Genomic DNA, 22,079 nt, shown 5'->3' with positions numbered 1-22,079 from the left:
AGGACATGGGCGGTGGTGAGCTCTACTGCGACACCTGCGGCCTGGCTCCCGTCGTCGCGCCGAACGGCATGGTGAGCTCCCAGCCGACCGGTATCACCGGGGGCGGCGGCCGGGGCAGCAGCTCGTCCTCGCGCAGTTCCAGGGCCAGTTCGCGCTCGTCCCGCTCCTCGCAGTCCCGCCGCTCGGTGTCGGGCCGGCTGTCGCGCTCGCTGTCGGGGCGTACGTCGTCGCGGTCGGTGTCGGTCCGCAGCTCGGGCGCGTCCACCGGGGCGTCGGGGCGCAACCGCCTTGGCGCGGGCCTGGTCTCGGTGCCCCAGGTGCCGCGGCCCAACCCGGGCGAGATGGTCCAGGAGAACCCCGAGGTCCCCGAACGCAAACGGTTCTGCTCGCGCTCCGACTGCGGGGCGCCGGTGGGCCGTTCGCGCGGGGAGCGCAAGGGCCGCACCGAGGGCTTCTGCACCAAGTGCGGCCACCCGTACTCCTTCATGCCGAAGTTGAGCACGGGCGACATCGTGCACGGTCAGTACGAGGTCATGGGCTGTCTCGCGCACGGCGGGCTCGGCTGGGTGTATCTCGCCATCGACCGTGCGGTGTCGGACCGTTGGGTGGTCCTCAAGGGCCTGCTCGACACCGGTGACCAGGACGCGATGGCCGCGGCGATCTCCGAGCGGCGCTTCCTCGCCGAGATCGAGCACTCCAACATCGTGCGGATCTACAACTTCGTCGAGCACCTCGACCAGCGCACCGGCTCCCTCGACGGGTACATCGTCATGGAGTACGTCGGCGGCAAGTCCCTCAAGGAGATCGCCAACGACCGGCGCACCCCGGACGGCAAGCGCGATCCGCTGCCGGTCGAGCAGGCGTGTGCGTACGGCATCGAGGCCCTGGAGGCCCTCGGCCACCTTCACAGCAGAAACCTTCTGTACTGCGACTTCAAGGTGGACAACGCCATCCAGACGGAGGACCAGCTCAAGCTCATCGACATGGGCGCGGTCCGCAGGATGGACGACGACGAGTCGGCGATCTACGGCACGGTCGGCTATCAGGCCCCCGAGGTCGCCGAGGTCGGCCCGTCCGTCGCCTCCGATCTGTACACGGTGGCGCGCACCCTCGCGATCATGACGTTCGACTTCCAGGGCTATACGAACGTCTTCGTGGACTCGCTGCCCGACCCGGACAACATCGAGGTCTTCCGTAAGTACGAGTCGTTCTACCGCCTCCTGGTCCGTGCCACCGACCCGGATCCGGCGCGGCGGTTCGCCTCCGCGCAGGAGATGGCGGAGCAGCTGACCGGTGTGCTGCGCGAGGTCGTCGCGGTCCAGACGAGCAAGCCGCGGCCCGCGCTGTCCACGCTGTTCGGGCCCGAGGTCAAGGTCACGGACACCGAGCTGTTCGCGGAGCGCGACCTGGAGGTCTCGAAGCTGGGCGCCCGGCGCGACGGCAAGGCCGCCCCCGCCCTCTCCAACGGCGGGCCGCTGCCCGCGATCCCCGCCCCGCCCGGCAGCACGGGACCCGGCCCCACGGACCCGCCCAACGCCGCGCACCTGATCCGCACGCTGGACGCCCCGGCCGTGGCGCTGGCGCTGCCCGTGCCGCGCGTCGACCCGAGCGACCCCAACGCCGGGTTCCTGGCCGGGCTCATGGCCTCCGCGCCCGCCGAGCTGATCAGCGCGCTCGCGGCCGCGCCCGCGACCTCCCTGGAGCTGCGCCTGAGGGAGCTGCGGGCCCGCCTGGAGATGGGCGAACTGAACTCCGCCACAAAGTCGTTGGACGATCTGGAGCAGACCAACCCGGACGACTGGCGCGTCGTCTGGTACCGCGGTGTGGTCTCCCTGGCCACCGGCGACTTCGCGAGCGCCGCGCTGTCCTTCGACGGGATCTACGACGCGTTCCCCGGCGAGCCCGCGCCCAAGCTGGCCCTCGGCGTCTGCGCGGAGGTCCTGGGGCAGTTGGACAACGCCGCGGAGTACTACCGCCTGGTGTGGACGACCGACCCCAGCTATGTGTCGACGGCCTTCGGCCTCGCCCGGGTACAGCTGGCGGCCGCGGACCGGCGCGGCGCGGTGCGTACCCTGGAATCCGTACCGGAGGCGTCGATTCACTACACGGCGGCCCGGGTAGCCGCCGTACGGGCCCGCTTGCGGGACCAGGCGCTGCACGAACCCCTGCTTGACGACCTGACCGCCGCCGCCGGCCAGGTCGAGGCGCTCAGGCACTTCGGCCTGGACGCGGTGCGCCGCGAGCAGTTGTCGGCCGAGGTCCTGGGGACCGCCCTTGACTGGGTACTCTCCGGTAGCCGCGGCAGTGCGCCGCAGGGCGGGCAGCAGGGACAGCAGGGAGCCGCGCACGCGGTGCTGCTCGGCAGCAGTCTGGACGAGCGGGGCCTGCGTTTCGGCCTCGAGCGCTCGTACCGGACGCTTGCCAGGCTGGCGCAGCGCGGTGAGGAGAGGATCGAACTGGTGGAGCGGGCCAACCGTTTCCGCCCCCGGACGTGGGTGTGATTGATGTCGCAGATGCACCAGCAGACCGACGGGGCGGCCATGCCTGAAATGTTGAAGTGCCCCAGTTGCACCGAGCCGCTGGAGAGCGGCGACCTGTTCTGCGGTGCGTGCGGATTCGAGCTGTCGGCGGCCGCGCAGCCCGCGCAGGACCACCCGACCGTGGCGATCAACGGCGCTGCGGCGCGTGCGGCTGCCGCAGCGGCGGCGTCGGCTCCGCCCATGCCCGCCGCTCCCCCGGCGCCCGCGGCTGTCTCCTCGTCCGTGGAGTGGCCGGAGGCCCCAGAAGTAGACAGCTCGGACACGCCCGCGCCGGTCCACCTGCCCAGCGACCTCGCGGGCACCGACTCGGGCGGCAGCGAACTCCCGGCGGACGGACCCGACTTGAGGCCCGCCGGCACGCTCTCCCCAGATCTCGGCTCCGCTCGAGCAGGGGGGACCCCCCTCGACAACCCGCCGGCCCCGGCCGCCGCCGAGTCCCGCCCCGGCCCCCTGACGGACTTCGACGAGCGCGAAGGTCTCACCGACTTCGACGAGCCCGGCGCCGCCGCCCAGGCCCCGCTGCCCGACCCGCGCACCACCGCGCCGGAGCCCACGCCCCCGGCCGGCACCAAGCTCTGTGTGGCCTGCCGCTCCGGGCAAGTCGACCCGGACGGCTACTGCGAGCGCTGCGGCCACGCCCAGCCCCGCGAGCGCGACCACATGGAGCAGGAGCTGGACGCGGTGGCCGCGGTCAGCGACCGCGGGCTGCGCCACCATCGCAACGAGGACGCGTTCGCGGTCTCCGCGACCGCCCTGCCCGACGGCTCGCCCGCGGTCGTGGCGATCGTCTGCGACGGCGTGTCCTCGGCAACCCGCCCCGACGAGGCCTCACTTGCGGCCTCCCAGGCGGCCAATGAGTCGCTGCTCGCGTCCCTGCCACGCGGTACGCATCCACAGCAGGCCATGCACGAGGCGATCGTGGCGGCCGCCGACGCGGTCAACTCCATTGCCACGGAACCGGGTCAGGCGATGGAGCACGACCCGCACCGCCACCAGAACGCACCGGCCTGCACCATTGTCGGCTCCGTCATCGCGGGCGGCCTGCTCGTCGTCGGCTGGGTCGGCGACTCGCGCGCCTACTGGGTCCCCGTCGACCGCTCCGCGCCCGCCGCCCGGCTCACCGAGGACGACTCCTGGGCCGCGCAGATGGTGTCCGCGGGACTGATGAACGAGGCCGAGGCGTACGCCGACGAGCGCGCGCACGCGATCACGGGCTGGCTCGGCGCGGACGCGTACGAACTGGAGCCGCACACCGCTTCCTTCAAGCCCGACCGGCCGGGTGTAGTGGTGGTGTGCACGGACGGACTGTGGAACTACGCGGAGGCGGCGGACGACATGGCCGCGGCGATCCCCGTGGACGCCGCGCAGCGCCCGCTGCACAGTGCCCAGGTCCTGGTCGGTCACGCCCTGGACGGCGGGGGCCACGACAACGTAACAGTGGCGGTCCTGCCGTTCCCCGCCCCGCCGCAGGGGGCAGGATCGGCCTGAGGCCGGCCGAGCCACCACCACACCTGAGGTCGGCCGAGCCACCGCAACGTACGCCTCATCACTCACCACGTACGCCTCATCACTCAGCAGTTGTCACCCACGTACCGGCGGTCGCACCGCTGCCGTGGGAAAGCTTGTGGAAGAGCTAGGGGGAGCAAAATCCATGGCCAATTTCTCGAAGTCGAATGTGCCGCAGTTCTCGGTCGACGTGTACCAGAACGAGTACCTGCCGGACGGCGGCCGCGAGGTCAACGCGATCGTGACCGTGACGTCGACGGGCGGTGGCACGCTGGGGGGCATGGCCGCGCGCACGTACGCCGCGGGCGGCGGGCCCGACGCGGCCGTCGCGATCATGGTCGACTGTTCGGGCTCGATGGACTACCCACCGACCAAGATGCGCAACGCGCGCGACGCCACGGCCGCCGCGATCGACACCCTGCGCGACGGTGTGCACTTCGCGGTGATCGGCGGCACGCACGTCGCCAAGGAGGTCTACCCGGGCGCCGGGCGCCTCGCCGTCGCCGATGCGCAGACCCGTGACCAGGCCAAGCAGGCGCTGCGCAAGCTCAGCGCGGGCGGCGGCACGGCGATCGGCACCTGGCTGAAGCTCGCCGACCGGCTCCTGGCCAACGCGGACGTCTCCATCCGGCACGGCATCCTGCTCACCGACGGGCGCAACGAACACGAGTCGCCCGAGGACCTCAAGGCCGCGCTCGACGCCAGTTCGGGCCGCTTCACCTGCGACGCCCGCGGCGTCGGCACGGACTGGGAGGTCAAGGAGGTCACCGGCATCGCCTCGGCGCTGCTCGGCACCGCCGACATCGTGGCCGACCCGGCCGAGCTCTCCGCCGACTTCACGCAGATGATGGAGCAGGCGATGGGCAAGGAGGTCGCCGACGTCTCGCTGCGGCTGTGGACCCCGGTGGGCGTGGAGATCAAGTTCGTGAAGCAAGTCGCGCCCACGGTCGAGCAGTTGACCGACCGCCGTACGCAGACGGGCCCGCGGGCCGGCGACTACCCGACCGGCTCCTGGGGCGACGAGTCCCGCGACTACCACGTGTGCGTCGAGGTACCGAACGCCGAGCTGGGCCAGGAGATGCTCGCCGCCCGGGTCTCCCTGGTGATCCCCAAGGACGACGGCAGCGTGGAGACGCTCTCCCAGGCGCTCGTACGGGCCGTGTGGACGGACGACATGGCGGCGTCGACCTCGATCAATCCGCAGGTCGCGCACTACACAGGTCAGGCGGAACTGGCACAAGTCATCCAACAGGGTCTGGATGCACGCAAAGCGGGCGACGTGGATGGCGCAACGGCCAAGCTGGGCCGGGCAGTTCAGCTCGCGAGCGCCTCGGGGAACGAGGACACTGCGAAACTCCTTGCGAAGGTGGTCGACGTCGTCGATGCCGCGGAAGGTACTGTGCGACTGAAGGCGAAGGTCGCGGAGGCCGACTCGATGACGCTCGAGACCCGGTCGACAAAGACCGTTCGCGTAAAGAAGTGAACGCCTTTTGTACGTAACGCAGTTGCCCCGTGACAGTAAGTGATCGGGCGCGACTGCGGCAGGGCCCCGAGGGGCGACGAGAGCAGGGCCCGAGGGGCCGAAGAAGGAGAGGGGGAAGCGCCGACATGCCGACCTGCCCGAACGGACACCAGTCGGGTTCCGACGACTGGTGCGAGGTCTGCGGCCACCGCATGGCCGGAGCAGGGGCGCCCGGTGCTGTGCCGCCGCCTCCCCCGCCGCCCCCGGGCGCCGGTTACGGCTACCCGCAGCAGCCCGGCCAGCCCGGACCGCCGCCACCGCCCGGCGCCGGTTACGGCTACCCGCAGGATCCCGGCGCCGCTCCCGAGCTGTGCCCGCAGTGCCAGACTCCGCGCGAGGCGAACGCCCCGTTCTGCGAGCAGTGCCGCTGGAACTTCCTGACCAACACGGCGACGTCGTACACGCCCGCGGCCCCGCGCCCGCAGGGCGGCCCCGCCCTCAACCTGCCGCCGGGCTTCTCGCAGGCACCGCCGCCGGGCCCCGGCTCCCCGCAGGGTGCGCCGCCCGGCCCCGGTTTCCAGCAGGCCCCGCCGGGTCCCGGCACCGTGGGCGGCGAGTACACCAGCTCGCGGCCCTCGCAGATGAACCGCCCCGCCGAGCCGCTGCCCGGCCCGCACTTCGGCGGAGACGACGACTGGCAGAACCGGCCGCAGCCCGGCCAGGCACCTCAGCCCGGCATGGGCGCACCCGGCCAGCAGGGCCCCGGTCCGGGCGCACCGCAGGGCATGGGCGCACCGCAGGGAATGGGCGCGCCACAGCCGCCGGCACCGCAGGGCATGGGCGCGCCTCAGCCGCCCGCGCCGCAGGGTCCCGGTCCGGGTCAGGGTGGTCCGCAGGGCTTTCCCGGCCAGGGGCCCGGTCCGGGTCAGGGCGGTCCGCAGGGCTTCCCCGACCAAGGCCCCGGTCCCGGTCAGGGTGCGCCGCAGGGCTTTCCCGACCAGGGCTTCCCCGACCAGGGCTTCCAGCAGGGGCCGCCGCCTCCGCCGCCTGCTGCCGGGTTCCAGCAGCAGGTCCAACCGGCTGGTGAGCCGCTGCCGCCGAACCCCAGCTTCGGCGGTGACGACGACTGGATGATCCCGCCGCCGTCCGGCCAGGCACCCCCGGCTGCCGCCGCCTCGTCGGCCCCGCCGATGCAGCAGCAGCCGTTCGCACCGCAGGGCCAGGGCGCCCCGCAGGGCTACCCCGACCAGAGCCAGGCCGGCTTCGACCCGAACGGCGGCGGCTTCCCGGGCGGACCCCCGCAGCAGCAGGGCTACCCGGACCAGAGCCAGGGCCAGCCCCAGGGCGGCTACGGCTACCCGCAGACCCAGGCGCCCGCGCCGACGGGCTGGACGGCGACGGTCGGGCCCGACCGCGACTACTTCATGGCGATGATGCAGCGCAGCGGCCCCGACGCGTCGGGGCTCAACCTGCCCGCGTACTCGCCGGAGCAGCAGCGCCAGCTGGTCGGCAACCAGATCACGATCGGCCGCCGCCGGCACTCCACCGGCGACACCCCGGACATCGATCTGTCGGTGCCGCCGGAGGACCCGGGCGTCTCGCACCAGCACGCGGTCCTGGTCCAGCAGCCGGACGGCTCCTGGGCGGTCGTCGACCAGAACTCCACCAACGGCACGACGGTGAACGGCGGCGAGGAGCCCATCCAGCCCTTCGTCCCGGTCCCGCTGCAGGACGGCGACCGCGTGCACGTGGGCGCGTGGACGACGATCACCGTCAGGCGCGGCTGAACCTCATCCGCGTAAGGCGGTAGAAGCACCAAGGACAGTCACGGAAGCGGCCAGGCGTACGGACCGGCTGGATCATCCAGCCAGGCCCATGCGTACTGGCCGCTCACCGTCACCCCGAACCGCTCCCGCTCCGGCCGCCCCTCGCGCCGCCACAGGGCCAGCGCCTCATGTGGATCGAGCACGCCCTCGGTCAGCGCGAGCAGGAACCGGAACAGCTCGTTCTGCAACGCCCCGCGCGGCAGCCCGCCGATGTGCTGCGGCCGCCCGGCCCGCTTCTCGGCGCCCCGCAGCGGCACGAAGTAGGCGGGCGTGTGCAGGAAGTGCCCCTCCGCGTGCCCCGAGTCCCGCACTTCGAGCGCGATCAGACCGGTCGCGAGCGGCGCCAGGATCCGGGCCCCCGGCCGGCACTGCGCGATCCAGGGGCGCGGCACGGTGGTCAGGGTGCAGGTCGCGATGATCCGGTCGTACGGGGCCCGCTCGGGGCACCCTCGCGCGCCGTCCCCGGTGACCACGGCGGGGCGGTGTCCGGCGGCGGCCAGATGCGTGCGCGCGGCCTCGGTGATCTCCGGGTCCAGGTCGACCGTCGTGACCAGCGAGTCCCCGAGGCGATGGGCGAGCAGCGCCGCGTTGTAGCCGGTCCCGGCGCCGATTTCGAGCACCGCGTGCCCCTCGCGCACGTCCAGCTCCACCAGCATCTTGGCCATCAGCGACGGCTGGCTGCTGGACGAGATCAGCTCCCCGTCCCGCACCCGCGTGGCCAGCGGTGCGTCCGCATAGGCCCCGCGCAGCCAGCGCTCCCGGCGCTCCGGGTCGGGGTCCTCGCCCCAGAGCCGCTCATAGCCCGTCGTCGTACCGATGAAGTAGTACGGAACGAACACATGCCGTGCCACCTGCGCGAACTCCGCCCGCCACGACAGGTCGCCGTCGAACGCCCCGCTCGCCTCGATCTCCGCCACCAGGGCGGCACGGGCCGCCGCGGCGTGGTCGGCGTCCACGCGCGGGTCGTCGAGGCGGGGTTCCGGTTCCGGCGCACCCATATACCCACTGTGCTGCGCTTTGGCCGTGGATGCGAGGGCCCATGCCGCCACAGTCGCCATCGGTCGCCTGGAGAGAAGTCCTAGGCCCCAAGTCTTCGGCCGCCCCGTCTGAGACCATGGACAGGTGAAAGAGATCCCGCGCGGCACGCTTCAGGAGCAGACCTTCTACGAGCAGGTCGGTGGCGAGGAGACCTTCCGGCGCCTGGTGCACCGCTTCTACCAGGGCGTTGCCGAGGACCCGCTGCTGAAGCCGATGTACCCGGAGGAGGACCTGGGTCCGGCCGAGGAGCGCCTTGCCCTGTTCCTGATGCAGTACTGGGGCGGCCCCCGCACCTACAGCGACAACCGCGGCCACCCGCGCCTGCGCATGCGGCACGCCCCGTTCGTGGTCGATCAGGCGGCGCACGACGCATGGCTCAAGCACATGCGGGACGCGGTCGACGAGCTCGGACTGAGCGAGGAGCACACGCACACGCTCTGGAGCTATCTGACGTACGCGGCCGCTTCGATGGTCAACACGGCGGGCTGACCCGGCAGTCGAGAGCGCCGGCTCAGGTCGGCGTCACACTCAGGGCGCCAAGTCCCGCGCGCCGTACGGCGATGGATCCGTAGGGCGTACGCAGCCGGAGCCAGGCCCCCGCGGACAGCAGGGCCAACTCGCTCTCGGGGCGCAGGAATCCCACGGACTGCGCGGCGTGCGCGGCACGCACCGGAAGCTCGGTGTCACCGACGGGGCGGGACCAGATCACCCGCCCGATCCGGTCGAGTTCGGACCGGGTCCGCTTCTCGGGCTCCAACTCCTCGACCTGCGCCCGGAATTCGGCCACCGCGCCGCTCACGAACCGGCGTACGGCCTGGGATCCCGGAAGCCCCGGCACCTGTTGCCAGCCGCCGCGCGGGGGCAGCACCCCGGCCCAGGGCGGGCCGGTGACGGCGGCGGGCACGACGGCGCCGCCCGCCGACTCGTCGATGGCTTCGAGGAGTTCACCCGCGGAGACGGTCACATCGAACGTCTCTTGCTGCTGCGCGAGCCGCGCCGTGCGGATCGCGAGGACCTCGAACGACGCGGGCCGCCCGAAGACCGCGAGCGCGCCGCCCCCGGCCTGCAGGCGCACGGCCGCGGCCTTGTCGTAGTGGATCAGCCGGGCCAGGAAGGCGGCGAGGTCCGCCGCCTCCCCGACGTCGGCGAAGCGCACCGGCTGCGTGAGCGCCGTCATGCGGCGAGCGCCTCCGGCCCATCGAGGTACTCCTGGAGGTACAGCTTCTCCTCGGCGGTGATCCGCCGAGGCCGCTGGGCCTCCAGGTTGAAGGGCACGACGACCGTCGAGGCCCGCACGTACACCTGCTCGGGATCCTTGATCTCGTACGCGATGGTGAGCGAGGCCGCGCCTATCTTCGTCACCCACGACTCGACGGTGACGGGCTCGTGCCGGTGCACCAGCGGCCGTACGTAGTCGATCTCGTGCCGTGCGACGACGGAGCCGCCGGAGAACGACGGCGACCCGTCACCCGGCGCGAGCCGGAACATGAAGTCAATGCGCGCCTCTTCCAAGTACCGCAGGAAGACGACGTTGTTGACGTGCCCGAAGGCGTCCATGTCCGACCAGCGCAGGGGGCAGGAGTAGATGTGCCTCGTCATGGAAGTCGACCTCAGCCTCGGGTCAGCTTCTTGTACGTGGCACGGTGCGGACGGGCCGCGTCCGCGCCCAGGCGCTCGATCTTGTTCTTCTCGTACGACTCGAAGTTGCCCTCGAACCAGTACCACTTGGACTCGCCCTCGTACGCGAGGATGTGCGTCGCCACTCGGTCCAGGAACCAACGGTCGTGGGAGATGACCACGGCCGCACCCGGGAACTCGAGCAGCGCGTTCTCCAGCGACGACAGGGTCTCGACGTCGAGGTCGTTCGTCGGCTCGTCGAGGAGGAGCAGGTTGCCGCCCTCCTTGAGGGTCAGCGCCAGGTTGAGGCGGTTGCGCTCACCACCGGAGAGCACCCCGGCCGGCTTCTGCTGGTCCGGGCCCTTGAAGCCGAAGGCGCTGACGTACGCGCGCGACGGCATCTCGACCTGGCCGACGTTGATGTAGTCGAGCTCGTCCGACACGACCGCCCAGAGGGTCTTCTTGGGGTCGATGTTGGCGCGGCTCTGGTCGACGTACGAGATCTTGACCGTGTCGCCGATCTTGATGCTGCCCGAGTCCGGGGTCTCCAGACCCTGGAGCATCTTGAACAGCGTGGTCTTGCCGGCACCGTTGGGACCGATGATGCCCACGATGCCGTTGCGCGGCAGCGTGAAGCTCAGGTCGTCGATGAGCACCTTGTCGCCGAAGGCCTTCGAGAGGTTCTCGACCTCGACGACGATCGAGCCCAGACGCGGGCCCGGCGGGATCTGGATCTCCTCGAAGTCCAGCTTCCGCATCTTGTCCGCCTCGGCGGCCATCTCCTCGTAGCGAGCGAGACGCGCCTTGGACTTGGTCTGCCGGCCCTTGGCGTTGGACCGCACCCACTCGAGCTCTTCCTTGAGCCGCTTGGCGCGCTTCTCGTCCTTGCGGCCCTCGACCTTGAGGCGGGAGGCCTTCTTGTCGAGGTACGTCGAGTAGTTGCCCTCGTAGGGGATCGCGCGGCCGCGGTCCAGCTCGAGGATCCACTCGGCGACGTTGTTGAGGAAGTACCGGTCGTGGGTCACGGCCACCACGGCGCCCGCGTACTTCGACAGGTGCTGCTCCAGCCAGTTCACCGACTCGGCGTCGAGGTGGTTGGTGGGCTCGTCGAGGAGGAGCAGGTCGGGCGCCTCGATCAGCAGCTTGCAGAGCGCGACGCGGCGCTTCTCACCACCGGAGAGGTTGACGACCGGCCAGTCGCCGGGCGGGCAGCCCAGCGCGTCCATGGCCTGCTCGAGCTGGGCGTCCAGGTCCCACGCGTTGGCGTGGTCCAGGTCCTCCTGGAGCTTGCCCATCTCCTCCATGAGCGCGTCGGAGTAGTCGGTCGCCATGAGCTCGGCGACCTCGTTGAAGCGCTGGAGCTTGCCCATGATCTCGGCGGCGCCGTCCTGCACGTTCTCCAGGACGGTCTTGCTCTCGTCCAGCTTCGGCTCCTGCATGAGGATGCCGACGCTGTACCCGGGCGACAGGAACGCGTCGCCGTTGGACGGCTGCTCCAGGCCGGCCATGATCTTCAGCACCGTGGACTTACCGGCACCGTTGGGACCCACCACACCGATCTTCGCGCCGGGCAGGAAGCTCAGCGTCACGTCGTCAAGGATGACCTTGTCGCCGTGCGCCTTGCGCGTCTTGCGCATCGTGTAGATGTACTCAGCCAAGAGAAACCGTCCGGCAAGCTGGAAGTGGGCAGATACACCCCATCTTGCCAGTCGTCCATAGCGTGGGGGAAACCGGTTAGGTGACGGGCCCATTACCTGGACACGGGTAGCGACGGCGAGTGTTCCTCTCGTCACATCTCGTCACCGCGCCACCCGTGCCACACCGCCCCCCGAGCCGGACACCCTCACCCCCGCGCCCACAACGGGACCGGCCCCGGTCGCCAGAAGCGCCGGGGCCGGATCGATCACCTGTGAGGAGTGGCTACTCCCCGGCCTCGTTCTTCTTCTTGCGGAGCAGGAACACCGCCGCGCCACCGACCACGACCAGCACGACCGCTATGCCCGCGATCATCGGCGTCGCGTTGGAGCTGCCCGTCTCGGCGAGGTCCGGGCCGTCCGTGCCCGTGCCGCCGGCCGAGGCCGGACTGGGCGCTGCCGACGGCTCGCCGGAGTCGCCGCCCGCGGCACCCGCCGTCTTGCAGTCGAAGACGCCCTTGAACCTCTTCTCGAAGCCGTTCGGCCCCGTGATGGTGAAGTCGTAGGCCTGGTCCTCCTGGAGCGGGATGGTGACCGTCTTCGACTTGCCGGCCTCGATGGTGTGCTTGAGGCCCATCAGCTCGAAGGTGAACGCCTCGTCGCCCTCGTTGCCCGCCGTGATGTCCACACCGCCCTTGGCGCAGTTCTTCTGCGCGGACAGCGCGGGTATCGCGCCCTTCTTGGCCCAGTTGGCGGTCGCGGTGGCGGACACGGTGGACTGGCTGGAGCCCGCGAGGATCTGCGTCTGGCTCTTGGTCTCGGAGACGAAGGCCCGACCGACCGGCACGGTGGTGGAGCCCTGGACGGTCAGCGCGGCCGAGCCGTCCGCCGCGTCCTTGGGAATGTCGAAGTACAGCCGGCTGCCGTCCTTCGCCGAGGTGACCGGCTTGCCGTCCTTGCCGACGACCTTCACACCGCGCACCGCGGGATCCACGGGCGGGGCGACGGTCACGCCGTCCGCATCGGTGTGCACGGTGACCGGGCCGAGCTTCTCGCCCGCGTGACCGGAGACCGCGGGCGGGTCGAGGGTCAGCGAGGGCTTCGGCTCCGCCAGGTTCTCGGCGCTCTTCTCTAGGTAGTCGGCGAGCTTCTCGGCCTGCGGGTCGACCGCTTCCACGGCCGCGCCGTCCGAGTAGCGCCAGATGGCCACCTGGGTGCCCGCGGCGGCGGTCTTCTCACTCAGGCTGCCGGCCCCGGCCTTCTTCGCGAGCGCGGCGAGGTCGTTCACCTGCGGGTAGGAGTGCTGCAGGATCCAACGGATCTTGCCCGCCTGCTTGTTGCTGTTCAGCGAGGTCGCGCTCCAGGGGGTCTCCTGGTACTTCGCGTCCTTCTGCGTCGGGTTGTGGATGTCTATGCAGTACGTCTGCAGGGTGCCGCCGTCATCCACGGCCATCTCGAAGAGGCCTGCGGGGATGTGCTGCTCGGCGCCGTCCTTGCGGATGACCGCCTCGTCGTACGTCTTCAGCCCGCCCAGCGTGGCGGTCGCGCCACCCTGCTGCTGCGGGGCCTCATCGGCGGCGGCCGAACCAGCGCCGGCTATCGCGCCGACCGCGACGATGCCCGACACCAGTGCCGTGACGGCTAGGCGGGCAACGACCCGATGACGAACAGAGAACGAAGGACACACTGAAGACACTGAATTCCCCTCCGGGCGGGACGCATACACATGGGGTGCACATGGGGGGTTTCGATCCCGCCAACCTCTTGAGTTACGCCCGGCATCCTAGGGACGTGGTGCACCACGAACCCCGGTCATGCCATCGGATAACCGTTCCGACTCGGAATTGTTATCGCCGGTAACGCGACTGACCTGCCCGTATCGACAAATCCCCGGACAACTGCCGTTGCTTTTCGGCGATATGGCGCATGTCGGTCAGAACGCCGGCTCGGGCTCACGCACCGAATCCGGCACCGCCTCCGGTGTGGGTTCCGGCATCGACTCCGGTGCGTCCCCCTGCTCGAGGCCCCCTTCGGGAGGCTCTTCCTCACCCCCGCGCGGCGGCCGTTCGAACTGGGGCTCCGGCAGCCCTTCGGACTCCATCGCCGAACGCGTCACCTGCTCCTGACGCTCCGCCAGAGAGGCGTCCCCACCCCACTTCGCCCGCCGGAAGGCCGACGTACCGCGCGCCAGATCGTGTCCCATCGAGAGCGCCTCGATGTCCGCCGAGGTCCAGTGCTGACCGCCCCGGTCCTCCGTCCGCACCTTCAACCGCCCCTGCACCACCACCGGGTCGCCCAGCGACACGGACGCCCCCACATTCACGGCGAGCCCGCGCCAGCACCAGACCGTGAAGAAGTTGGTCTGGCCGTTCTTCCACTCCTGTGTGTTGCGGTCGTAGTGACGTGGTGTCACCGCGAGTCGGAAGCGTGCCATCGGCCCACTCGCCGCCTCCCGGAACACCGGCGCCGTCGCCACATTCCCCACCACCGTGACCAGCGTGTCGTTCATCGCGTCCCCTCCCATGAATCCCACGAATCCCATGGACCCCGCGGATCCTTCGGATTGCCGGATTGCCTCGGATGCCTTGAGTCCACAGGCAGGCGCACACGCCACCCGCGGACACACGTGCGGGCCCGTCCCGCACGGCTGCGACGGAGACCGGCCGGCGACCGCCGCGGTCTCAGAGAACACCCGTGGGAACGAGCCCGCTCAAGGCTGTGGGCTACCGGCCGGTTGTGGACAACGCCGTCACCCTCGCGGACCCCATCACCCCCGCACCGCCCACCGACCCCGCCAGCCCCGTCACCTTCACGTACTGCTCACGCACTTCGCGGTACCGCAGCAGCTCGGCGGCCACCGGATCGAGCACCCGGGCCCGCCCGCACCCGCCCGCCGCGTCCCGCAGTCTCCGCTCGGCCTCGAGCCCGTACCGCCGCGCCGGCCCCCGCGCCGCCATCCGACAGGCCCACTCCACGCACGGCCCGCCCACGATCCCCGCGATCATGAGCAGCACCGGCGTCCCGAGATTGGGCTCGAAGACGCCGATGACCTGGCCCAACAGCCAAATGCCACCCACCACTTGGAGCAGCGTCATGACCGCCTGCGCCAGCACCGCCGCCGGCCACCAGCCGGGCCGCGGCGGGCGCCGCACGGGCGCCCCGACGGTCACCGCCAGCTCGTCCAGCGCCTCGGGCAGCCCTTCACCGCCGCGCGCCGCCGCGTCCCGTACGGCTTGCGCCCAGGGGACCGGCAGCCCGGCCGCGGCCTCCCGGCCGACGGTGCGTACGGCCTGCTCGACCCGCTGCCGGGCCGTGGCCTCCTCGTCGAGCGGCGACGAGGTGGCCGCCCTCGCCACTCCGGGCGAACGCTGGGCCTCGTACCAGCGCCACAGCCGCAGCCACGGCGTCCCGCACGCCTTGCCCGCGCCTCGCAGCCAGGCGCGCTCCGCCGCCTGCCCGGCGGCCGTGGCACCCACCGCCTCGGCGAGCCGGTCGGCGAACTCCTCGCGGGCCCGCTCGCTGAGCCCGACCCGCTGCCCGGCCGCGTAGACGGTACGCAGATGGGCGGCCGCGGCGTCCAGGTCGGCGGAGATCCGGCGGGCCGCCGCGCCGCGCTCGGCCACGAACTGGCCCAGCGCCTCGCGCAGTTCGCCCACCCCTTCCCCGGTGAGCGCGGACAGCGCTCGCACGGTCGCACCCGGCTCGCCGTGCTCCCCGAGGGCGATGCCGTCCTCGTCGAGGAGGCGACGCAGATCGTCGAGCACCAGATCGGCGGCGTCACCGGGCAGCCGGTCGGTCTGGTTGAGCACCACGAAGGTGACTTCGGCATGCCCGGCCATGGGCCGCAGATACCGCTCGTGGAGGACGGCATCGGCGTACTTCTCCGGGTCCACGACCCAGATCACGGCGTCCACCAGGGTGAGCATGCGATCCACGTGCTCACGGTGCTCGACCGCCGCCGAGTCGTGGTCGGGCAGGTCGATCAGCACCAGGCCCTGCAGCTGCTCATTGCGCTCCGGACCCTGCAGCGGCCTTCGGCGCAGCCTCCCGGGAATGCCGAGCCGGTCGAGCAGCGGCGCCGCTCCGTCGGACCAGCTGCAGGCCAGCGGGGCCGCGGTGGTCGGCCGCCGCACCCCGGTGTCCGAAATCGCCACCCCCGCAAGGGCATTGAACAGCGTCGACTTCCCGCTGCCCGTCGCCCCGGCGAGCGCGACGACCGTGTGCCGGTCGGAGAGCCCGCGCCGTGCCGCGGCCTGGTCGAGAACCCGCCCGGCCTCGGCGAGCGTCCCGCCGTCGAGCCGGGTGCGGGACAGCCCGACGAGCTCACGCAGCGCGTCGAGCCGGGCCCGCAGCGGCGGTTCGTAGGTCGTCGTGGCCTGCTGGGGTCGCGAGTTGTGCGGCCGGTACGCCTCCACGCGCGCGTACTCGTCGGTGCCTGCGGGCCCATCGACGTTCTCGTACGCCGCCACGGCATCCACGCCCGCGTTCTCCACCCCCACCCGCGCGTACGCCCCGACGTCGGGCCCTGCCGAGTCCTTGGCCTGCGTCTCGCGCGCCGCCGGCTCGCGTACCGCCGCGCCTTGTTCATCGGCGTCGCTCACCCGCCGGGCGATGAGCCCGTCGTCCCAGCTGCGCCCGGCCTCCGCGCGGTCGACGTCCGCGGCCTCACTCTGGCCGTCCTCCTCTCCCGGCACGCGCGCGTGGAGCTCATCGTCGACTACGCGCGCGTTCTCCTTGCCCTCCTCGTCGACTGTGCTCGCGTGCTCGGTGGGCTCCTGCCCGCCGGCGTGGTCAGTGACGGCAGTCACCGCGGTCACCTCTCCTTCTGCAGTACGGACAGCGCGGCGATGAGTTCGGCCTGCGGTTCCGGATGGACGTCGAGGGCGTCGAGCGGTGCGAGCCTGCGGTCGCGTTCGGCCCGCAGGACCTTTTCGACGTACGAGGTGAGCAGTCGCCCCCCGCGGTCGCGGAGCTTCAACGCCCCGTGGGCGCCGATCCGTTCGGCGAGCAGCTCCCCGGCCGAACGTGCCCGCCGCCCGCCGAGCAGGGCCGTGGCAAGCAGCGCGGCCACCGCCTCGGCGTCCGGCGGGTCCTCCATGCCCCGTACCTGTTCCTCCGCGTACTCCTCGAGCACGCGGCGCCACCTGCGTACGGCAAGGCCGATCCGGTGCTCGGCGCCCTCCGCGTCGGACTCCCGCTCGGCGAGGCCCGGCGCGCCCGCCGCGGGTTCGCGCCGCCAGGATTCGTCGACGCGCTGGTCGGCCGCGCAGACGGAGCACAGCAGCAGCGCGCCGAGGCTCTCCACGACCGCGTCGAGCAGCTCCCCCGAGGTGCAGTCCAGCGGATAGCTCCGCCAGTGGCTGAGCGCACCACCGGCCAGCACGGCGCCGGCCTGAAGACGGCCGCGTACGCGCGCGTGCTCGCTTTCGTACGCTTCCTCGACGGCGGCGGTCAGCCGCAGCGAGGCCGCGTGCTGAGCGGCGACGGCACCCGCGAGCTCGGACATCCGACCCTTCAGCGAGTCGATGATTCCGGTGGCCGTACGGCTCATCGCGTGCACGCGCGCGGCGGGATCCTGCACCCGGTGATTGAGCCAGGCGCGCAGCGGTGCGACGGCGGTGGCGGGCAGCAGCCCACCTCCCCCTGCCGATTCGGGCAGCTCGGGAATGGTGAAGCGCGGCACCTCGCCGAGCCCCGCCTTGGCGAGCAGCGCCCCGTACTGCCGCGACACATCGGCCACGACCTGGTGCGGCACACGGTCGAGGACGGTCACGAGCGTCGCGTTGTACTCCTTGGCGGTCCGCAGCAGATGCCACGGAACCGCGTCGGCGTATCTCGCAGCGGTCGTCACCATCACCCACACATCGGCAGCACAGATCAACTCCGCCGCCAGTACGCGGTTGTCGGCGAGCAGCGAATCGATGTCGGGCGCGTCCAGGAGGGCCAGTCCGCGCGGCAGCGTGGCCGCGGTCTCGATCCGCAGCACCCGCTCCGCACCCTTGACCGGTTTGTCCCGCCGGCGTCCCCCGCCGCCCTCCTGCGCCTCCTCCTGAGGCACCCATTCCCGGGTGAGATCGGGCAGCACCCGATGCCCCGCGAACCAATGATGATCATCCGGGTTGCACACGAGCACCGGCGTGCGCGTCGTCGGCCGCAGCACCCCCGCCTCACTGACCTGCCGCCCCACCAGCGAGTTGACCAGCGTCGACTTGCCCGCCCCGGTCGACCCCCCGATCACCACGAGGAGCGGCGCTTCGGGCTGCCGCAGCCGGGGCACCAAATAGTCGTCGAGCTGCGCGAGCAGCTCGTCCCGGTTGGCCCGCGCACGCGGTGCGCCCACCAAGGGAAGCGGAAAGCGCGCGGCGGCGACACGGTCGCGCAGGGCGGAGAGTGCGTCGAGCAGCTGAGGCCGTACGTCCAAGGTCACCACATGCGAAGAATGCCCAATTTTGCCGACTTTCTGAAGGATATGCCCCCTTCTGCGCGCCGATCGGACTCCTACCGGACACTTGAGACAGAGGGGACGACTGGGGCGCAGGCATAACGAGTGCACAACACCCGGGGCGTCAGACGCCAAAAGCGCTGCGAGATTCGTACCTGCCTGCGATTATCAGGACCGCTTCACTGAACCTCCACATGGTGCCGCGCAGGCGAAGCAACAGGGACAAGGACCCGGGAGCCCTATCCTTGTCCCCGGCAAGGTCACGGATCTGCCCCACACCCGGGCTCCAGGCCACCGGCCACCACCCGGCCCCCGTAGCTCAGTGGATAGAGCAGGCGCCTTCTAAGCGCTTGGCCGCAGGTTCGAGTCCTGCCGGGGGCGCTTCAGCCCAGCCCGCTTCGGCCCTCCGCCCAGGAGGGCCCTCTTGCTGGTCAGGGCAACGTAGCGGGGCAGCGGTAGTGGGTGCGTAAGTGGTGGACCCGGCTGGCCGGGCGCCGGCTTCCGCGGCTTGTCGCGGCTGGAGATGTGGTCGGGCCGAGAATCGGTCGGATCCTCCCCCTCAGCTCAGTTGCTCGGCCAGCCCGACGATGATGCCCTCCGGGCCGCGGACGTAGCAGAGCAGATAGCTGTCCTCGAACCGGGCGATCTCGCCGATGACTTCGGCGCCGTGCGGGCGCAGGCGGGCGACGGTGTCTTCGAGGCCGTCGACGGCGAACATGACGCGGTGCGTGCCCAGGATGTTGTGCGGCTTGTTGCGCGGCTCGGTGCTGATTGCCGCGGGGGTGCGGTACTTCGACAGTTCGAGCCGGCTGTGTCCGTCCGGGGTGCGGAGCATCGCGATGTCGCAGTGGACGCCGTCGAGCCCGGTGCACTGGTCGGCGACGAGGCCCTTGACCTCCGCCCTGCCCTCCAGCTCCATACCGAGTTCCACGAAGAACGCGATGGCGGCCTCCATGTCCTCGACGACGATGCCGACGTTGTCCATCCGCTGAATCGCCATGCTGGCTTCTCCTTCTTCGTCGTGCGGCCGGTGGTGGCCGCTGATGTCCCTGGGACGGAGCCGGTGGCACGTTCTCGACATTCGCAGACCTCCGAACCGCGAAATATTTGGATCGGGTTCGGGTGAGATCCATCCGGGTGCGCCAACTCGCCGCCGACACGATGAGGATGGCTCCCGCGAAGGCCCGCACCGCGGTTGCCGCGCTGCGCGAGGCCTGGATCAGAGCAAGCATGCCCAGCCAGGCACCAGACATCAGGCATCAGGCATCAGGCACGAGACACCAGGTGCCTCCCAAGGCCCTGCCTGCCCTGGAGCACACACCGGAGCTCCCCTTGGAACCACACCTTCCAGCCCTCGCGCACTTCCGATCGCATCCGCATCCGTAGCTGTCTTTTCCAGGTTGCTTGTGATCCCGGAGGGAGAACAGGGCGTGGTGGGCCGTCGGGAGGGTGAAGCGTGATGCGCGTCCTTTCGGAATGGATGGAGATCAACTCACATGACGGCGTCCTTCGATTGGGCCGGGTTTGCCTCGGTCGTGGTGAGCGGTCTGGCTCCCGTGCTTGCCGCCCTGCTTTCCGGCCGTCCGGAACGGCAGCGGACCGGGAGGGGGCCGGCGACACGGGCTCCTGCCGTCGGGCAGACAGAACCGGGCGTACGGGTGGACGTCTTTGGCACTCAGGACGTCGCGATCACCGTTCACGTCGGGCCGGGGCCTGCCAGGTGCGTCGTCTGCACCCGTGCGAAGGAGGGGTTCCGTGGTAGGCGGTGAGGCGCGTTCAGAGAGCTTCGCCGTGGACAGCGGCCCGGGGCAGCAACTGCTCGACTATTACGAGCCGTTCATGAACTACATGCCCCGGTCGTTGCGAAGGAGGACAGGCAGAACGCTGTCGCTCCACGCCTGCCAGGACATAGCGCAGGAAGCCTTCCTCAGCGTGGCACGACGTCTCCAAGCCGGTGAGCTGGACGACGATGTCAACGTTCGGGCGTATCTGGCAACAGCCGCATGGAACCTCGCCCGGGACCGTCTGCGTACGCATCGACGGCTGGACTTGGTCGGAAATGATCTGCAGGCGATCCTGCCGGAACAACGCGACGACGACTCACCGGTGCACAGCGTCGACGTCCTGGAGGACCTGGTGTGGCCGGCGATCGAGGCGATGCCACCCAGCCAACGCCGACAGGTGGTGGACCTGCAGAGCCGCGGGATGACCGACCTCGAGATCGCCACTGTCCTCGGGATGCGCGCCGACCAGATCCATCGGGACCGGCACAAGGCGGTGGTCGCTCTCCGGCAGGCGCTGGCGAAGTTCATCAGAGACCAGCACCGGAGCAAGAACCGATGCGTGAAGAAGGACGGGGGACGGGTGTGAGCCACTTCAACGAGGGCAGTGACAGCGGCCAGGCACCACCTCTCCCTGCCGGACTCCTGGAACTGATGGGCAGGTTGGCGGGACCGCCGGACTACTGGTGCCGCGCCGACGGTGACTTCGGCGGCCCGGCCGAGCGCGTGGAGCCGGATCGCTCGGTGCGGCAGCAGGCGAACTCGCTGTACCGGCTGGGCTCGCGCGCACTGGCACGCGGTGAACTGCAGCAGGCGGCCGACTGGTTGGGGGACGCCGCTGCGTCCGGCCACCCAGGAGCACTGTTCCGATTGGCCGTTGTGGCTCTGCGGGCCGGCCAGGACTGGACCCATGACGCATGGTTCCTGATCGCCGAGTCTGCACGGCTGGGGCACGGAGACGCGGCCCGGCTGCTGCGTTCGCTCGCCCACCGGCGCCCCACCACGGAAGCGGAGGCTCCGCCGGTCGAGGACGTCGAATACTTCGACGAGGCCCGCCGCCTGCTCGGCGTCAGCGAGGACCTGCCGGCCTCGCAAGAGGTGCCTTCGGAGCGCGCGCCCGAGCCCGGCACGGCGGTCGGTCCCCCGCAACTGGTCCCCGTGCCGGCCCCTCCGCTGCCGCCCCTGGTAAGGGAGGCCCGCCACGAACGCATGGTGCCACCCCCGAATCACACAGACGATCAACGCAGTTCCGCCGGTCTGCGACGGCACGCCTCAACGCTCTGGCTCCCCGGTGACCGCGACATGCAGATCGGCCCCGGCATCCCGAACGATGGCTCCCCGGCAACGTCGCAAGAGCCGTGGTGGTCGGCGAACGCGCTGCGGTCGGCCGTCCTCAACGACATGGGGCGCAACCGCCCGGAGCTCACCACGCCACCCCGCGCATGGCAGGCGGCGCAGCAGGCCAGGGATCTGCTGCACCTCATCAACAGCGCGGACGGCATCGACACCCACGCCCTCGCGCAGCGGGCACGCATGTCGATGAACACCACCATCCGTTTGCTGGACTGGCTGCGGGACCAGGGCCTCATCACCACTGTCGGCGGTGCTCACCACGCCGGTGCGGTGATGAGGATGACCACGCACCGGGACCCCGGCCTGCTCCAGAGAGCGCTGGCCGAGCTGCGCGACGAACTCGGCGCCGCGATCTACCTCAGCAGTTACACCGACGGGGAGATCCATATCCTCGATGCCGCGTACAGCCACACCGCTCCCCCGGTCGAGGAGTGGGCACCCTTCACCGACACCGGCCACGCCAGCGCGGTCGGCAAGTGCCTCCTCGCCCAACTCGACTTCAACACCCGCATGGAGCACCTGGCGCGCTACCCCTCGATCCAGCTCACCGAGCGAACCATCACCGACCCCCGCGACCTGGTCGAGGAGCTCGATGGACACGGACCTCACGCCGCGCAGTTCGACCTCCTCGAGTACTCGAGCAAGGAAGTGTGCGTCGCCTACTCGCTCGGCATGCCCGGCCGGGCGTCGGCCGTCGCGCTGTCCTTGCCCGCCGAAGAGCACGGCCGCCTCGTCACCGTGGCCCGCGCCCTCAGCAAGCGGGCGACGGCCATCCTCCTCGCTCACCTCATCGCCGATGACACCGCGGTCACGGCACAGGAGTTGGGGGCCGCCGCGGTGCCGGAGCCAGGACGCGCCCTGCCCTGATCGCACGAAGGCC

The 22,079-nt window shown here is 71.0% G+C and carries 16 protein-coding genes and 1 tRNA gene; 8 read left to right on the top strand and 9 right to left on the bottom strand.

The window, feature by feature from the left end:
• Positions 1 to 5: 5 nt before the first annotated feature.
• From OG430_RS31130 to OG430_RS31115, 4 genes are all read left to right on the top strand, one after another.
• Positions 6 to 2,501, top strand: a complete 2,496-nt coding sequence (locus OG430_RS31130) for a serine/threonine-protein kinase (protein WP_327359294.1) — start codon at positions 6 to 8, stop codon at positions 2,499 to 2,501.
• 39 nt (positions 2,502 to 2,540) lie between these two features.
• The gene (locus tag OG430_RS31125) at positions 2,541 to 4,028 is read left to right on the top strand and encodes a protein phosphatase 2C domain-containing protein (protein WP_442816582.1); all 1,488 of its coding nucleotides are present in this window, start codon (positions 2,541 to 2,543) and stop codon (positions 4,026 to 4,028) included.
• Between the two features lie 163 nt (positions 4,029 to 4,191).
• Positions 4,192 to 5,529: a vWA domain-containing protein gene (locus tag OG430_RS31120; RefSeq protein WP_327355957.1), complete on the top strand. Its 1,338-nt coding sequence runs from the start codon at positions 4,192 to 4,194 to the stop codon at positions 5,527 to 5,529.
• A gap of 125 nt (positions 5,530 to 5,654) precedes the next feature.
• Positions 5,655 to 7,295 carry an FHA domain-containing protein gene (locus OG430_RS31115; RefSeq protein WP_327355956.1) on the top strand — a complete coding sequence of 547 codons (1,641 nt, stop codon included), beginning with the start codon at positions 5,655 to 5,657 and terminating at the stop codon, positions 7,293 to 7,295.
• Positions 7,296 to 7,333: 38 nt separating this feature from the next.
• Here OG430_RS31115 and OG430_RS31110 read toward each other — a convergent pair whose 3' ends face one another.
• Positions 7,334 to 8,332, bottom strand: coding sequence for a methyltransferase domain-containing protein (locus OG430_RS31110; protein ID WP_327355955.1), 999 nt, complete (start codon positions 8,330 to 8,332; stop codon positions 7,334 to 7,336).
• Between the two features lie 124 nt (positions 8,333 to 8,456).
• Between OG430_RS31110 and OG430_RS31105 the strand changes: the two genes are divergently transcribed.
• On the top strand, positions 8,457 to 8,861 hold the full coding sequence (locus OG430_RS31105) for a globin (RefSeq protein WP_327355954.1): 405 nt from the start codon (positions 8,457 to 8,459) through the stop codon (positions 8,859 to 8,861).
• A gap of 22 nt (positions 8,862 to 8,883) precedes the next feature.
• On the opposite strand, the gene OG430_RS31100 is transcribed toward OG430_RS31105, so the two are convergent.
• From OG430_RS31100 to OG430_RS31070, 7 genes are all read right to left on the bottom strand, one after another.
• Positions 8,884 to 9,549, bottom strand: a complete 666-nt coding sequence (locus tag OG430_RS31100) for a hypothetical protein (protein ID WP_327355953.1) — start codon at positions 9,547 to 9,549, stop codon at positions 8,884 to 8,886.
• Entirely contained in the window at positions 9,546 to 9,971 is a 426-nt protein-coding gene (locus OG430_RS31095; protein ID WP_327355952.1) for an acyl-CoA thioesterase, read from the bottom strand. Before OG430_RS31095 ends, OG430_RS31100 begins: the two co-directional genes overlap by 4 nt.
• Before the next feature lie 11 nt (positions 9,972 to 9,982).
• Positions 9,983 to 11,647, bottom strand: coding sequence for an energy-dependent translational throttle protein EttA (ettA, locus tag OG430_RS31090; protein WP_327355951.1), 1,665 nt, complete (start codon positions 11,645 to 11,647; stop codon positions 9,983 to 9,985).
• A gap of 262 nt (positions 11,648 to 11,909) precedes the next feature.
• Complete coding sequence (locus tag OG430_RS31085) at positions 11,910 to 13,319, bottom strand: Cys-Gln thioester bond-forming surface protein (RefSeq protein WP_442816581.1); 1,410 nt, start codon at positions 13,317 to 13,319, stop codon at positions 11,910 to 11,912.
• 237 nt (positions 13,320 to 13,556) lie between these two features.
• Positions 13,557 to 14,132: a single-stranded DNA-binding protein gene (locus OG430_RS31080; RefSeq protein WP_327359293.1), complete on the bottom strand. Its 576-nt coding sequence runs from the start codon at positions 14,130 to 14,132 to the stop codon at positions 13,557 to 13,559.
• 214 nt (positions 14,133 to 14,346) lie between these two features.
• Entirely contained in the window at positions 14,347 to 16,431 is a 2,085-nt protein-coding gene (locus tag OG430_RS31075) for a YfjP family GTPase (RefSeq protein WP_442816580.1), read from the bottom strand.
• Between the two features lie 5 nt (positions 16,432 to 16,436).
• Positions 16,437 to 18,053, bottom strand: coding sequence for a dynamin family protein (locus tag OG430_RS31070; RefSeq protein ID WP_327355949.1), 1,617 nt, complete (start codon positions 18,051 to 18,053; stop codon positions 16,437 to 16,439).
• 320 nt (positions 18,054 to 18,373) lie between these two features.
• On the opposite strand from OG430_RS31070, the gene OG430_RS31065 reads away from it, so the two are divergent.
• Positions 18,374 to 18,446 (top strand) — tRNA-Arg (locus OG430_RS31065).
• A 178-nt stretch (positions 18,447 to 18,624) separates the two neighbouring features.
• Here OG430_RS31065 and OG430_RS31060 read toward each other — a convergent pair.
• Positions 18,625 to 19,065 carry a VOC family protein gene (locus tag OG430_RS31060; protein ID WP_327355948.1) on the bottom strand — a complete coding sequence of 147 codons (441 nt, stop codon included), beginning with the start codon at positions 19,063 to 19,065 and terminating at the stop codon, positions 18,625 to 18,627.
• Between the two features lie 755 nt (positions 19,066 to 19,820).
• On the opposite strand from OG430_RS31060, the gene OG430_RS31055 reads away from it, so the two are divergent.
• Positions 19,821 to 20,435, top strand: a complete 615-nt coding sequence (locus tag OG430_RS31055; protein ID WP_327355947.1) for an RNA polymerase sigma factor — start codon at positions 19,821 to 19,823, stop codon at positions 20,433 to 20,435.
• Positions 20,432 to 22,066, top strand: a complete 1,635-nt coding sequence (locus OG430_RS31050) for an IclR family transcriptional regulator domain-containing protein (RefSeq protein ID WP_327355946.1) — start codon at positions 20,432 to 20,434, stop codon at positions 22,064 to 22,066. Before OG430_RS31055 ends, OG430_RS31050 begins: the two co-directional genes overlap by 4 nt.
• Positions 22,067 to 22,079 lie beyond the last annotated feature (13 nt).

It is taken from the genome of Streptomyces sp. NBC_01304 (genome assembly GCF_035975855.1).
Lineage (GTDB): Bacteria > Actinomycetota > Actinomycetes > Streptomycetales > Streptomycetaceae > Streptomyces.
This window is presented reverse-complemented; position numbering and strand designations above follow the sequence as displayed.

Excerpts from the sequence above, each read along its gene's own strand:
- OG430_RS31110 (WP_327355955.1), bottom strand. The coding sequence starts at position 8,332 with ATGGGTGCGCCGGAACCGGAACCCCGCCTCGACGACCCGCGCGTGGAC.
- OG430_RS31120 (WP_327355957.1), top strand. The coding sequence starts at position 4,192 with ATGGCCAATTTCTCGAAGTCGAATGTGCCGCAGTTCTCGGTCGACGTG.
- OG430_RS31060 (WP_327355948.1), bottom strand. The coding sequence starts at position 19,065 with ATGGCGATTCAGCGGATGGACAACGTCGGCATCGTCGTCGAGGACATG.
- OG430_RS31125 (WP_442816582.1), top strand. The coding sequence starts at position 2,541 with ATGCCTGAAATGTTGAAGTGCCCCAGTTGCACCGAGCCGCTGGAGAGC.
- OG430_RS31095 (WP_327355952.1), bottom strand. The coding sequence starts at position 9,971 with ATGACGAGGCACATCTACTCCTGCCCCCTGCGCTGGTCGGACATGGAC.
- OG430_RS31130 (WP_327359294.1), top strand. The coding sequence starts at position 6 with ATGGGCGGTGGTGAGCTCTACTGCGACACCTGCGGCCTGGCTCCCGTC.
- OG430_RS31100 (WP_327355953.1), bottom strand. The coding sequence starts at position 9,549 with ATGACGGCGCTCACGCAGCCGGTGCGCTTCGCCGACGTCGGGGAGGCG.
- OG430_RS31115 (WP_327355956.1), top strand. The coding sequence starts at position 5,655 with ATGCCGACCTGCCCGAACGGACACCAGTCGGGTTCCGACGACTGGTGC.
- OG430_RS31080 (WP_327359293.1), bottom strand. The coding sequence starts at position 14,132 with ATGAACGACACGCTGGTCACGGTGGTGGGGAATGTGGCGACGGCGCCG.